Raw genomic sequence first — 13,313 nt, forward strand, 5'->3', positions numbered from 1 at the left:
GGGCGGCGGTGCTGATGGCGGTGCTCGGCCTGCTGCTGGCGCCCCTGGCGGGCGTCGCGGCGGCGGACGGGCCGAGCGTGAAGCTCTCCGCGGCCCAGGCCGGGACGGGCGGCTCGATCACCGTCACCGGCGGCGGATGGCGGCCGCACGCCCTGCTGATGCTGCTGGTCTGCGGGCAGGCGGTGCCCTCGCGCGGGGTGGTCGGCGGCACCAACTCCTGCGCCAACGCGGACGGCCGGGCCGTCACCACCGACGCCAAGGGACGGTTCGCCAGGAAGCTGCCGGTCACCGAGCCGCCGGTACCGTGCCCGTGCGTGGTGCACGTGGCGACGGTGACCGGGGCCGCGGCCGAGGCGGACGCCGTCTTCCAGGTGGCCGGACACGCGGTGGAACCGCTGCCCGCGGAGTCGGGCGGCGGCCGTCTGTCCGTCCTCACCGACACCCGGCTCGACGGGTCGAGCGGCCTGCTCACCTGGTTCGGCGGGCCGCCCGGCCGCACGCTCGACTTCACCGTCGGCAACGTCGGCACCTCCGCCGTCAAGAACCCCGTCTTCCAGATCGGCACCTCGCACGGCGTGTTCGCCCCGCAGTGGGAGGACCGGCAGTGGCGCGGCACGGTCCCGCCCGGCGGGAAGGCCCGTATCGAGCTGCCGATCGAGCTGTCGTCAGGGGCGCACGGCGACTACACCGTCTCGCTGAAGTACGGCGGCAAGGTCCTCGCCGAGCAGCCCTGGGGCGTGGGCCGGCCCTGGGGCGTCACCCTGTTCTGGGTCCTGGTCTGTGTGGTCGTGCCGGCCGCGCTGTTCCGCGTCGGGATGGCCGTGGTGGACCGGGTACGGCCGCGCCGCCCGGGCGGTGTCCGCCACCGCGGCCCGCGCCTGCCCCAACTCCCCCGCCGGCTGCCCGGGTCACGCGCCCCCGCGGCCGGACCTCCCCCCACAACGACCCTGCCGTGGTTCAGCCCGGACTCCGATCCGGGCACGCCTGGCCGGCTCTCCGCACCGCACGACGACAACTCGGCGAGTCCTGCGACCTCGACGAGCCCTGCGACCTCACCGAGTCCCGGGACTCCGACGAGTCCCACGACTCCGACCAGGAAGGGAACCACGTGAGCAAGCCAAGGAGAGCCGCACCGGCCGGTCCGCGCCGCGGACAGAGAGCGGGCGCGGTCTGCGTCGCCCTCGTGCTCGGCGGCGCGGGCGCCCTGCTCGGCGTGGCCGCCGGGCCCGCCCAGGCCGCGGAGGTGGCGTACGCGACCAAGTGCGTCCCGCCGGCGGGCGTCGGCCTCGAACCCGTCGAGGGGACCGCCAAGGTGCAGATCACCGCGCCGGCCACGGCGAAGGTCGGCGACGAGGTCCAGGTGGTCTGGAAGTTCGTCCAGGCCGCCTCGAAGAACCCCGACCTCATCGACCTGCCGAAGGACTCGGTCCAGCCGTCCGGCACGCTGAAGGCGGCGGGCGCGCAGACCGCCGCCATCGCGATGCAGGGCCCGCGCGAGAACCCCGCCATCCCCAAGGGCGGTGACATGGTGCTGTCCGACATGAAGGGCACGCTCAAGCTGACGGCGCCCGGCGCGGTCACGCTGACCCCGGACGCGTACGCCGTCAACGTCATGTCGACGGACACGAAGTGCGCGCCCACGGAAGCCGTGCAGCCGGCCGCGACCATCAACGTGACGGCGGGCGAAGGGACTTCGACGACGACCCCCACCCCGACCGGTTCCACGACCCCGACGTCCACGCCCACCACCACCCCGACCACCACGCCGAGCGACACCGCGAGCGCGAGTGACGGGACGGGCAGCGGGCAGACGGACTTCACCGGCAAGGAGGTCAAGGTCCCCTACAAGTGCGTGACGCCCATCGGTGACAAGGACGCGACCTCGCCCGTACAGATCAACGCCAAGAAGAGCGGCGGGAGTTACGACCTCACCGTGCAGTTCAAGAAGTCGGTGATGGACAGCCCGGCCGACATCCCCAAGGACTCGGTCAAGCCGTCGATGGAGGTGGTCCTGGGCGGCGCGGACACCGGCACCGTGCACGTGGAGGGGCCGTTGAACTCCGCGCCCATCAAGACGGGCGACCCGATGACGATCCCCGACCTGACCGGCACCTACAAGCCGGGCGCCAGCGGTGAGTCGACCCTCTCCCCGGGCGTGCTGACGATCAGGGCCCTCGGCACGACCACGACGTGCACACCCACGACGGCGTTGGTCTCGCTGACCCTGGACACGACAGAACAGGCGAGCGGCGCGTCCGGCGGCTCGTCCTCCGGGGGCTCGTCCTCCGGGGGTTCGTCGACCGGCGGCGGCCTGGCCGAGACGGGTGCCGGCGACCACGGTGCGCTCAAGGCCCTCGGCCTGGTGGCCGGCACGGCCGTCCTGCTGGGCGGGGCGGTCTTCACGTTCCTGCCCCGGCGGCAGTCGCGCTGACCGGACGGAACGCAGGGGCTGACCGGACGGAACAGAGGGACGGAAAGGGCCGCCGCACCGGAGTGCGGCGGCCCTTTCCGTACGTCGAGCCGGCAGGCGTCAGCGGACGTCGCCCATCAGGGCCTTGACCTTGTTGCGGAACATGTACACCGCGACACCGGCGAGCACGGCGAGCACGGCCTCGATCGCCACGAAGCCGCTCCTGTCGAGGTTGACACCGCCGACGGCCGGGTTGGAGAGCAGCGCGGTGACCGAGTCGCCCGCGGTGACCGCGAGGAACCAGACACCCATCATCTGCGAGGCGTACTTCGCCGGCGCCATCTTCGTGGTGACCGACAGGCCCACCGGGGACAGCGTCAGCTCGCCGAGCGTCTGGAGGAAGTAGATCGCGACGATCCACATCGCCGCTGCCTTGTGGCCGTCCCCGGCGATCGCCAGCGGGGCGAGGAAGAGGAAGAACGACGCGCCGACCAGGGTCAGTCCCACGGCGAACTTCACGGCCGTGCTCGGCTCCTTGCCGCGCCGGTTCAGCCACAGCCACAGCCAGGCGAAGACCGGGGCGGCGGCCATGATCATGACCGGGTTCACCGACTGGTACCAGGAGACCGGGAAGTCCCAGCCGAGGACGCTGTTGTCGGCCGAGGAGTCGGCGAAGATCGAGAGTGTGGTGGCGCCCTGGTCGTAGATCATCCAGAAGACGGCCGCGGCCACGAAGAACCAGATGTACGCCGACACCCGCGACTGCTCGGTGGTGTCCAGGTCCCGGTCCCGCTTGATGCGGGCGATGACCCAGATCGGCACGATCAGACCGATGAGCGTGAGCGGGATCATGGCCCAGTTGAGCGTGAAGTGGCCGGAGAGACCGACGGCGGCGTAGAAGACGCCGGCGACGGCGAGCCAGGTCAGGCCCTTGCGCAGGATGGCCGACTTCTCCTCGGTGGACATCGGCGTGGGCACGAGGTCGCTGCGGTCGCTCAGGTGGCGGCTGCCGAGCAGGAACTGGGCCAGACCCAGCGCCATGCCGAGCGCGGCCAGCGCGAAGCCGAAGTGCCAGTTGACCTTCTCGCCGACGGTGCCGATGATCAGCGGCGCGGCGAAGGCGCCGGTGTTGATGCCGACGTAGAAGACGGTGAAGCCGCCGTCGCGGCGCGGGTCGTTCGGACCGTCGTAGAGGTGGCCGACCATCGTCGAGATGTTGGCCTTCAGCAGACCCGAGCCGAGGGCCACGAGAGCCAGGCCGACGTAGAAGACGCCGGCGGCGGGGATCGCCAGGGTCAGGTGGCCGAGCATGATGATCACGCCCGCGAGGGCGACCGTCTTGCGGGGACCCAGGACGCGGTCCGCGAACCAGCCGCCGGGGAGGGCGAGCAGGTACACCAGCGACACGTACACCGAGGCGATGGTGATCGCGGTCGCCGCGTCGAGGTGCAGGCCGTTGGGAGCGACGAGGTACAGCGGGAGGAGAGCCTTCATGCCGTAGTAGGAGAAGCGCTCCCACATCTCGGTCATGAAGAGTGTGGCCAGTCCGCGGGGGTGGCCGAAGAAGGTCTTGTCGGAACCGGGGGTGCCCGGAGTCACCGAGTCCTTCGTCAGGCTGGACGCCATGGTCGTTCCTTGCTGGTCGGGACGCGCTATCGGAGCGAATGCGCGCCCGGTGGGGGGCGGCCGGCACCGGCCGGACCGGACGTCCACCCCACGCCCACGGGGAGTCCGCCCCGGGTCGCGGGGCGGCGGACGACGGTCACCGGGATCCATGCCTCTGCGCGCGTCGATGCGCTGTGAGGCCCGGCCACAGGTCATTCCTTTCGAGGCCGGCGAGAACCGGCCCGCACACAAAAGTGACCCTCAGCGTCAATTGCCGCCAAAGGGCCTCAAGGTGCTACAGGCGTGCATTCACCATACGGCAGGACAGAGCGGGAAATGGAAGGACTTGAGACACGGATCACAGGTGTCGCTGCAACCGCAGGCGCATTTCCAAGGTTCCTCTCAGGATCGCACCCCGAAGACGCAGGTTCGTGCCAGGCCTCGGGGAGGCGGTGTGAAGGATCCGGGGCGGTGCGGCGACGGCGGGTCCCACCGGACGAGTCCGGCATGTCCCCAGGTAAGAATCACAGCCGCCGATCACACTCCGGCTCAGGTCTTCCGCGGACTACCATCAGCTCATGACCCGTGTACTGCTCGCCGAGGACGACGCGTCCATCTCGGAACCGCTGGCCCGCGCCCTGCGCCGGGAGGGTTACGAGGTCGAGGTGCGCGAGGACGGCCCCACCGCGCTCGACGCCGGTGTCCAGGGCGGCATCGACCTGGTCGTGCTCGACCTCGGCCTGCCCGGCATGGACGGGCTGGAGGTGGCCCGCCGGCTGCGCGCCGAGGGCCTGGCCGTCCCGATCCTCATCCTGACGGCACGCGCCGACGAGGTGGACACCGTCGTCGGACTCGACGCGGGCGCCGACGACTACGTCACCAAGCCCTTCCGGCTCGCGGAACTGCTCGCCCGCGTCCGGGCCCTGCTGCGGCGCGGCGCCGCCGAACCGCAGCAGCCGCCCGCCACCCACGGCGTGCGCATCGACGTCGAGTCGCACCGCGCCTGGATGGGCGACGAGGAGCTCCAGCTCACCGCCAAGGAGTTCGACCTGCTGCGGGTCCTGGTGCGCGACGCCGGCCGGGTCGTCACCCGCGACCAGCTGATGCGCGAGGTCTGGGACACCACCTGGTGGTCCTCCACCAAGACCCTCGACATGCACATCTCGTGGCTGCGCAAGAAGCTCGGCGACGACGCGGCCAACCCCCGCTACATCGCGACCGTGCGCGGCGTCGGGTTCCGGTTCGAGAAGAGCTAGGGCCACGGCGCCGACCACTGCCGCCGGCGCCGGGGCGGGGCCGGGCGGCCGCGTGCACGGCGTCCGTCGCGGCTCCCGCGGGTGGGCGTCCGCGAGGCGTCGGGGCGAGGCGCGCGGTTCCCCGTGCCCCTGGCGGTCGCGCCACACTGGTAGTCACCAAGCCACCGGCCGGAGGGCCCCGTGCGTCGTCGTCTCATCCAGTCCACCCTCGCCGTGGTGCTCGTGGTGATCGCCGTCTTCGGCGTCTCCCTCGTCATCGTCGAGACCCGGACCATCAGCAACAGCGCCCAGGAGCGGGTGGACTCCGAGGCGCAGCGGCTGGCCAGCATCGTCGACAGCCGCCTGCTCAGCTCGGAGATCGTGGACGCGCAGATCCTCCGGGACCAGGTCGCGCAGGAGCGCTACGCCGAGATCCGCATCCCCGGGGAGCGGACCATCGAGATCGGCGCCAGGCCCACCGGTGAGGTCATCCGCGGCAAGGCCGACGGCGAGGAGGGCGAGACGGTCAGCGTCGAGGAGCCCCGCTCCTCCGTGACCCGGGAGGTCGGCCGCACCCTGCTGATCATCGGCCTTGTGGCGCTGCTCGCGGTCGTGGCCGCGGTGCTGCTCGCGATCCGCCAGGCCAACCGCCTCGCCTCCCCGCTCACCGACCTCGCGGAGACCGCCGAACGCCTGGGCTCGGGTGACCCGCGCCCCCGCCACAAGCGGTACGGCGTCCCCGAGCTGGACCGGGTCGCCGACGTCCTCGACGCCTCCGCCGAGCGCATCGGACGCATGCTGACGGCGGAACGCCGCCTCGCCGCCGACGCCTCCCACCAGCTCCGTACGCCCCTCACCGCGCTGTCCATGCGCCTGGAGGAGATCACCCTCACCGACGACCCCGACACCGTGAAGGAGGAGGCCAACGTCGCGTTGACGCAGGTGGAGCGCCTGACGGACGTCGTGGAGCGGCTGCTGACCAACTCCCGCGACCCCCGCACCGGCAACGCCGTCTCCTTCGACCTCGACGAGGTCATCCAGCAGCAGCTCGCCGAGTGGCGCCCCGCCTACCGGAACGTCGGCCGCGCGATCGTCACCTCCGGCAAGCGGCACCTCCGGGCGGTGGGCACACCGGGCGCGGTCGCCCAGGTGCTGGCCGCGCTGATCGAGAACTCGCTGATGCACGGCGGCGGCACGGTGGCGCTGCGTACCCGCGTCACCGGCAACCAGGCCGTCGTCGAGGTCACGGACGAGGGGCCCGGTGTCCCCGCCGACCTGGGGGCGCGGATCTTCGAGCGGACGATCAGCGGGCGCAACTCGACGGGCATCGGACTGGCGGTGGCCCGGGACCTCGCGGAGGCGGACGGCGGACGGCTGGAGATGCTCCAGACCCTGCCGCCGGTGTTCGGCCTGTTCCTGTCGCGTACGCCGCTGAAGAAGGCGGCGGCGGTGACGCCGGAGGACGAGGAACCCACGGTCCGGTAGTGGGGGACGGAACCCACGGTCCGCTAGCGGGCGACGGAACCCACGGTCCGGTAGCGGGGGACGGAACCCACGTCCGGTAGCGGGGGACCGCCGGTGGTGCGCCGGGGTCGGGTCAGCCCACGCGCTGCCGGGTGCGGGGCTTCCTGGTGACCGCCTTCTCGAGGAACGACTCCGCGCTGGCCACGGCCTCCTTGGCCGGCAGTGCCCGGAACACCCACGTGCGGTACGACCAGAACCGGAACAGCGTCGCGACGCCGATGCCCACGAACTTGAAGATGTTGCTCTGCAGCGGGCTGTCCCAGCCGAAGCCGTACGTGGCCGTGTAGAGCACGCCGTTCTCGATGACCAGCCCGACCAGGCTGAACAGCAGGAACAGCACGAGTTCCTTGGTGCGCCCGCTCTTGTCGCGGTCCCGGTAGGTGAAGTACCGGAAACCGACGTAGTTGAAGACGATCGAGACGACCGTGGCGATCACGCTCGCCCGCACCACCTGCAGGTCGGTCGTGTGCCGTACGAGGTTGAACACGAGGAGGTTGACCAGCACCCCGACCCCGCCCACCGCGCCGAACTTCGCGATCTCGCGCGTCAGCCGGTCGAGGCGCTCGCGCGCCGCGCTGCGGGGCGTCGGGGGCGCCGTATGAAGCCCCGAGGAACTACGTTCCATGGCTGTCCAGGCCCCCGTCTTTCGGTTTCGTCAACCCAGCCATGCTAACCACCCCCTTCCGCAAACACCTGTGGATGAGGTCACAGGGCCGGGAAGAGTACGGAAACAGGTCGGCAAGAAGCCGGGAAACGACCGGTAAGAGCGCAGTCCGTGACCGCGCGGGGCCCCCGCGGGAGGCCGGGGCGAGGAGCGGAATCCGGCCGCCGTGGCGTGGCCGATACCCTGGGGGCGTGACGTTTCCGGTAGTCGGCATGGTCGGCGGTGGCCAGCTCGCTCGTATGACACACGAGGCGGGCATCCCGCTCGGCATCAGATTCAAGCTCCTCAGTGACACCCCTCAGGATTCCGCGGCGCAGGTCGTCGGCGATGTCGTCATCGGCGACTACCGCGACCTCGACACGCTGCGTGACTTCGCGCGGGGCTGCGACGTGATCACCTTCGATCACGAACACGTCCCGACCGAGCACCTCAGGGCACTGGAGGCGGACGGCATCCCCGTCCGCCCCGGCCCCGACGCGCTCGTGCACGCCCAGGACAAGGGTGTGATGCGGGCGAAACTGGTCGCGATCGGTGTGCCGTGCCCACGGCACCGCCTGGTGAGCGACCCCGACGACGTGGCGGCCTTCGCCGCGGAAGGGGACGGCTTCCCGGTCGTCCTCAAGACCGTCCGGGGCGGCTACGACGGCAAGGGCGTGTGGGTCGTGGGCTCCGCGGCGGAGGCCGCCGAGCCGTTCCGCGCGGGCGTCCCGGTGCTCGCCGAGGAGAAGGTCGACTTCGTCCGCGAGCTGGCCGCCAACGTCGTACGGTCGCCGCACGGCCAGGCCGTGGCCTACCCGGTCGTCGAGTCGCAGCAGGTCAACGGCGTGTGCGACACCGTGATCGCGCCCGCCCCCGACCTGGACGAGGCGCTGGCGCTGCGGGCCGAGGAGATGGCGCTGCGGATCGCGAAGGAACTCGGTGTCGTCGGCCACCTCGCCGTCGAGCTGTTCCAGACCCGCGACGGCCGCGTACTCGTCAACGAACTCGCGATGCGCCCGCACAACTCGGGCCACTGGTCGATGGACGGCGCGATCACCTCCCAGTTCGCCAACCACGTCCGGGCCGTCCTCGACCTCCCGCTCGGCGATCCGCGTCCGCGCGCCAGGTGGACGGTCATGGTCAACGTCCTCGGCGGGGACTACCCCGACATGTACTCCGCGTACCTGCACTGCATGGCCCGCGACCCCCAGCTGAAGATCCACATGTACGGCAAGGACGTGAAGCCCGGACGCAAGGTGGGCCACGTCAACACCTACGGCGACGACCTGGACGACGTGCTGGAGCGCGCCCGTCACGCTGCCGGCTATCTGAGAGGCACGATCACCGAATGAGCCCTGTAGTTGGCATCGTCATGGGGTCGGACTCCGACTGGCCCGTCATGGAGGCCGCCGCCCAGGCCCTCGACGAGTTCGAGATCGCGTACGAGGTCGACGTCGTCTCCGCCCACCGCATGCCCCGCGAGATGATCACGTACGGCGAGCAGGCCGCGGACCGCGGGCTCAAGGTGATCATCGCGGGCGCGGGCGGCGCCGCCCACCTCCCGGGCATGCTGGCCTCGGTCACCCCGCTGCCGGTCATCGGCGTCCCGGTCCCGCTGAAGTACCTCGACGGCATGGACTCGCTGCTGTCGATCGTGCAGATGCCGGCCGGTGTCCCGGTCGCCGCCGTCTCGGTCGCCGGCGCCCGCAACGCCGGTCTCCTCGCCGCCCGCATCCTCGCCGCCCACGACGAGGAACTCCTCGGCCGGATGCGGGAGTTCCAGCAGGACCTCAACGACCAGGCCACCGAGAAGGGCAAGCGGCTGCGTTCCAAGGTCGAGGCGGGCACCGGCGGCGGCTTCGGCTTCGGGAAGTGACGCGGATGACCTCGCTCGACGAAGCCCGGGCACTCCTGCGCGAGTTCCCCGTCGCCGACGGGCACAACGACCTGCCCTGGGCACTGCGCGAACAGGTCCGCTACGACCTCGACGCCCGCGACATCGCCGTCCACCAGAACGCGCACCTGCACACCGACATCCCGCGTCTGCGTGAGGGCGGCGTCGGGGCGCAGTACTGGTCGGTGTACGTCCGCTCGGACCTGCCCGGCGCGGTCCCCGCGACGCTGGAACAGATCGACTGCGTACGGCAGCTCATCGCCCGCCACCCGGCGGACCTGCGCGCCGCGCTCACGGCCGCCGACATGGAGGCCGCGCGCGCGGAGGGCCGTATCGCCTCCCTGATGGGGGCGGAGGGCGGCCACTCCATCGCCAACTCGCTGGCCACGCTGCGCGCCCTGGCCGCGCTCGGCGTGCGCTACATGACCCTCACCCACAACGACAACGTGGACTGGGCGGACTCGGCGACGGACGAGCCCGGCGTCGGCGGCCTGTCGGCCTTCGGCCGCGCGGTGGTGGGGGAGATGAACCGCGAGGGCATGCTCGTCGACCTCTCGCACGTCGCGGCCACGACGATGCGGGACGCGCTGGACACCACGGCCGCGCCGGTGATCTTCTCGCACTCCTCCTCGCGGGCCGTCTGCGACCACCCGCGCAACATCCCGGACGACGTACTGGAGCGGCTGTCCGCCAACGGCGGCATGGCGATGGTGACCTTCGTGCCGAAGTTCGTGCTGCAGGCGGCGGTCGACTGGACGGCCGCGGCCGACGAGAACATGCGCGTGCACGGTTTCCACCACCTCGACACCACCGCCGAGGCGATGAAGGTCCACCGCGCCTTCGAGGAGACCAACCCCCGCCCGGTCGCCACGGTCGCGACGGTCGCCGACCACCTCGACCACATGCGTGAGGTGGCGGGCGTCGACCACCTCGGCATCGGCGGCGACTACGACGGCACGGCCTTCACCCCGGACGGCCTGGGTGACGTCTCCGGCTACCCCAACCTGATCGCCGAGCTGCTGGACCGCGGCTGGTCCCGGGCCGACCTGGCCAAGCTGACCTGGCAGAACGCGGTACGGGTGCTGGGCGTGGCCGAGGACGTGGCCCGTGACCTCCAGGCCACGCGGGGACCGTCCAACGCGACGATCGAGTCGCTCGACGGCTGACCGGGCCTCGTCGGCCTCGCCACCGGGGCCTCTCCGGCCCGCTCCAGGGACCGGGGAGCCCCGGTGGCGTACCCCCGAACGGCCCCACCCACCGGGAAGCCCCCCGGGCGCCGTGCGACGGTGACGGTACGGAGATCAGGACGATCACGCCGTAGCTCACGACGTACGGAGCCCGCCATGGCAGACCTCCAGGACGAACTGCACACAGCCCCAGAGGTCGACGCGCTCGACGACCCGTCCGAGCCCCCCGCGGACCCCTTCGCGGCGGAGCCCCACGCCGCCGTGTCCGACCCGGACGACGCCCCCCTGGAGCGGGCTCACGCCCTCCTCGCCGTGCACCCCGTCGCCGACGGGTACAGCGGGCTTCCCTGGGCGCTGCGCCACCTGCACTGGTTCGACCTGGAACTCGGCGAGTGCGCGGTCGACACGGACCTGCCGCGGCTGCGCGAGGGCCACGTGGGCGCGCTGTTCTGGTCGCTGCACCTGCCCGAGGGACTACAGGGCGAGCGGGCCGTCGGCGCCACCCTGGACCAGCTGGACCTGGTGAAGACGGTGGTGCGCAACCACCCCGAGGGGCTGCGGCTGGCCCACACCGTCGGACAGGTCACCGACGTGCGCAACTGCGGCCGCGTCGCCGTCCTGCTGGGGCCCGCCTCGGCCGCGTCGCTCGGCGACTCGCTGGGCATCCTGCGCTCCCTGCACGCCCTCGGGCTGCGCGTCCTGACGCTCACCGGGGCGTCCTGGGCGAGCGAGGAGGGGCTCACCCGCTTCGGCGAGGAGGTGCTGCGCGAGATGAACCGTCTCGGTGTCCTCGCCGATCTCTCCGGCGCCTCCGCGGACACGATCCGGCGCGTCCTCGGCGTCTCCAAGGCACCAGTGCTGTGCACCCGCTCCGCCGCCCGCGCCCTGCGCCCGCACCCGGCGAACCTCCCCGACGAACTGCTCGCCGAGCTGGGCACCGCGAAGGGCCTGTGCATGGTGCCGCTGACCGCCGAACAGACCGGCACGACCGTCCGGGACGTCGCCGACCACCTCGACCACGTCCGCGGGCTCGCCGGCCCGGAGTGCGTCGGCCTGTCCGGCACCTACGACGCCGGGACCGCTCACCCGTGGGACCTCCGTGACGCCTCCCGCTACCCGCACCTCGTCGCCGAGCTGTTCCGGCGAGGCTGGTCCGAGGCCGACATCGCCATGCTGACCTGGGGAAACGTGCAGAGGGTGCTGCGGGACGGCGACTTCACGGCCCGCGCCGCACAGATGCGACGCGAGCCGTCCACGGCCAAGATCAGCGAGCTCGACGGCTAGCGGGACCGGGGCGCCGGGCAGCCGGGTACAGCGGCGGTCAGGCCCGCTCGATCCGGCACAGGCAGAACGGGTGCCCCGCCGGATCGGCGTACACCATGAAGTCCTTCGTCTCCCGGTCCGTCAGGTCCAGTGGCTTCGCGCCCAGCGCCAGCACCCGCTCGTGCGCCGCGTCCATCTCCTCCCAGGTGGACCCGGCGTCGAAGTCGAGGTGGAACTGCTGCGCGTTCCGGTCGGCCCGCGGCCACTCCGGCGGGGTGAGACCGGGCGCCCGCTGGAAGGCGAGCCGTGGCCCGTCCGGGATCGTCAGAACGACCCAGTCGTCGTCCTCGGCCCGGGGCGTGCCGCCGCCGACCTCGGCGTAGAAGGCGGCGAGCGCGTGCGGGTCCGGACAGTCGACGACGACGGAACGCAGCCGGGCCACGGTTGCCATGGGGGTGTCCTTCCAGCTCAGGAGGCGCAGAGACAGAACGGGTGCCCCGCCGGATCCGCGTAAACCCGGAAGCTCCGCGACCGGTCCTCGGTGTCCAGCGGCTTGGCTCCGAGCGCCAGCACGCCCTTCTCGGCCGCGTCCAGGTCGTCGACCGTCAGGTCGAGGTGGAACTGCTGCGACGCGTCGGGCGCGGGCCACTTCGGCGGTACGTACCCGGGCGCGGCCTGGAAGGCCAGCGTCTGTCCGCCGGGCAGCTTCAGGTCCACCCAGTCCTCCTGCTGCTCGACGGTGCCGCCCAGCACCTCGGCGTAGAAACCGGCGAGCGCGCTCGGGTCGGGACAGTCCAGGACGACGTCACCCAGCTTGGCGAGTGCCATGACCTTCTCCTCCGTGGATGCGGTTGGTGCCTTGCCTGTCGTGGTTACCTGTAGGAGCGGGTAACCAGTAACCGTTACCGCATGCTTCCCTATCGGGGGTAACGTCGCAAGGGGATTCTGGAGGTAGCGTGCAGCCATGAGTGAGAGATCGCCGGCGCCGGGGGGCCTGGAGCTGGTGGAGTCCCTGGTCAACACGCTGGACCTCGAGTCGGAGGCCGACTCGCTGGACACGGCGGAGGGCCGGGCGCGTCTCGGGCTCACGCAGGACGAGGTGCCGGGGGCTCGCGAGCTGCGCGAGTCGCTGCGCGCGGTGCTGCTCGCGCACGCCGGCCACCCGCCGCACCGCGAGGTGACCCCGCTGGGCGAGCTGCTGGCCGGGGCCCCGCTCCTGGTGGCGGTCGACGCCCGGGACGGCTCCGCCAGGCTCGGCCCCGCCGACGGACGCACCCTGCTGTCCCGGGTCGCGGCGGCCGTCGCGGAGGCGCTCGTCGCGGGCACCTGGAACCGGCTGAAGGCCTGCGAGGCCGTGACCTGCCACTGGGCGTACTACGACCGCAGCCCGGCCGGACGCGGCCGCTGGTGCTCCATGGCGGTGTGCGGCGCGCGCGCCAAGATGCGCCGGTACCGGGCCAAGTAGGCGCCTGTAAAGGGGAGTTGTCCGGCCCCCACGCACAGGTCACGCGGGTGGTGCAGAATGCAGCAAGACGCCGGTTCGGCCGACTGA

Annotated in this window: 13 protein-coding genes; 9 read left to right on the plus strand and 4 right to left on the minus strand. The window is 71.9% G+C overall.

What is annotated here, in order from left to right; translation table 11 throughout:
• Nucleotides 1-14: 14 nt before the first annotated feature.
• Complete coding sequence (locus OG985_RS27465; RefSeq protein WP_371674512.1) at nt 15-1,112, plus strand: hypothetical protein; 1,098 nt, start codon at nt 15-17, stop codon at nt 1,110-1,112.
• Between the two features lie 71 nt (nt 1,113-1,183).
• Nucleotides 1,184-2,431 carry a hypothetical protein gene (locus OG985_RS27470; protein ID WP_371674513.1) on the plus strand — a complete coding sequence of 416 codons (1,248 nt, stop codon included), beginning with the start codon at nt 1,184-1,186 and terminating at the stop codon, nt 2,429-2,431.
• A gap of 99 nt (nt 2,432-2,530) precedes the next feature.
• On the opposite strand, the gene OG985_RS27475 is transcribed toward OG985_RS27470, so the two are convergent.
• Complete coding sequence (locus OG985_RS27475) at nt 2,531-4,036, minus strand: peptide MFS transporter (protein WP_371671006.1); 1,506 nt, start codon at nt 4,034-4,036, stop codon at nt 2,531-2,533.
• 557 nt (nt 4,037-4,593) lie between these two features.
• Here OG985_RS27475 and OG985_RS27480 point away from each other — a divergent pair.
• Nucleotides 4,594-5,271: a response regulator transcription factor gene (locus OG985_RS27480; protein WP_371671007.1), complete on the plus strand. Its 678-nt coding sequence runs from the start codon at nt 4,594-4,596 to the stop codon at nt 5,269-5,271.
• Between the two features lie 180 nt (nt 5,272-5,451).
• The gene (locus tag OG985_RS27485; protein ID WP_371671008.1) at nt 5,452-6,735 is read left to right on the plus strand and encodes an ATP-binding protein; all 1,284 of its coding nucleotides are present in this window, start codon (nt 5,452-5,454) and stop codon (nt 6,733-6,735) included.
• A gap of 112 nt (nt 6,736-6,847) precedes the next feature.
• Here the strand turns inward: OG985_RS27485 and OG985_RS27490 are convergent, their stop codons facing one another.
• A complete protein-coding gene (locus OG985_RS27490) occupies nt 6,848-7,399 on the minus strand; it encodes a GtrA family protein (RefSeq protein ID WP_371671009.1) in 552 nt (183 codons plus the stop codon).
• 230 nt (nt 7,400-7,629) lie between these two features.
• Here OG985_RS27490 and OG985_RS27495 point away from each other — a divergent pair, with 230 nt between their 5' ends.
• From OG985_RS27495 to OG985_RS27510, 4 genes are all read left to right on the plus strand, one after another.
• Nucleotides 7,630-8,769 (plus strand): 5-(carboxyamino)imidazole ribonucleotide synthase, encoded by a 1,140-nt coding sequence (locus tag OG985_RS27495; protein WP_371671010.1) that lies wholly within the window; start codon nt 7,630-7,632, stop codon nt 8,767-8,769.
• Entirely contained in the window at nt 8,766-9,293 is a 528-nt protein-coding gene (gene purE, locus OG985_RS27500) for a 5-(carboxyamino)imidazole ribonucleotide mutase (protein WP_371671011.1), read from the plus strand. Before OG985_RS27495 ends, purE begins: the two co-directional genes overlap by 4 nt.
• 5 nt (nt 9,294-9,298) lie before the next feature.
• Nucleotides 9,299-10,477, plus strand: coding sequence for a dipeptidase (locus OG985_RS27505; protein WP_371671012.1), 1,179 nt, complete (start codon nt 9,299-9,301; stop codon nt 10,475-10,477).
• A gap of 177 nt (nt 10,478-10,654) precedes the next feature.
• A complete protein-coding gene (locus tag OG985_RS27510) occupies nt 10,655-11,782 on the plus strand; it encodes a dipeptidase (protein ID WP_371671013.1) in 1,128 nt (375 codons plus the stop codon).
• Nucleotides 11,783-11,819: 37 nt separating this feature from the next.
• Here the strand turns inward: OG985_RS27510 and OG985_RS27515 are convergent, their stop codons facing one another.
• On the minus strand, nt 11,820-12,212 hold the full coding sequence (locus OG985_RS27515) for a VOC family protein (protein WP_371671014.1): 393 nt from the start codon (nt 12,210-12,212) through the stop codon (nt 11,820-11,822).
• Nucleotides 12,213-12,229: 17 nt separating this feature from the next.
• Nucleotides 12,230-12,589, minus strand: a complete 360-nt coding sequence (locus OG985_RS27520; RefSeq protein WP_371671015.1) for a VOC family protein — start codon at nt 12,587-12,589, stop codon at nt 12,230-12,232.
• Between the two features lie 136 nt (nt 12,590-12,725).
• On the opposite strand from OG985_RS27520, the gene OG985_RS27525 reads away from it, so the two are divergent.
• Entirely contained in the window at nt 12,726-13,226 is a 501-nt protein-coding gene (locus tag OG985_RS27525) for a CGNR zinc finger domain-containing protein (RefSeq protein WP_371671016.1), read from the plus strand.
• The last annotated feature ends 87 nt before the right edge of the window (nt 13,227-13,313 follow it).

It is taken from the genome of Streptomyces sp. NBC_00289 (assembly GCF_041435115.1).
GTDB lineage: Bacteria > Actinomycetota > Actinomycetes > Streptomycetales > Streptomycetaceae > Streptomyces.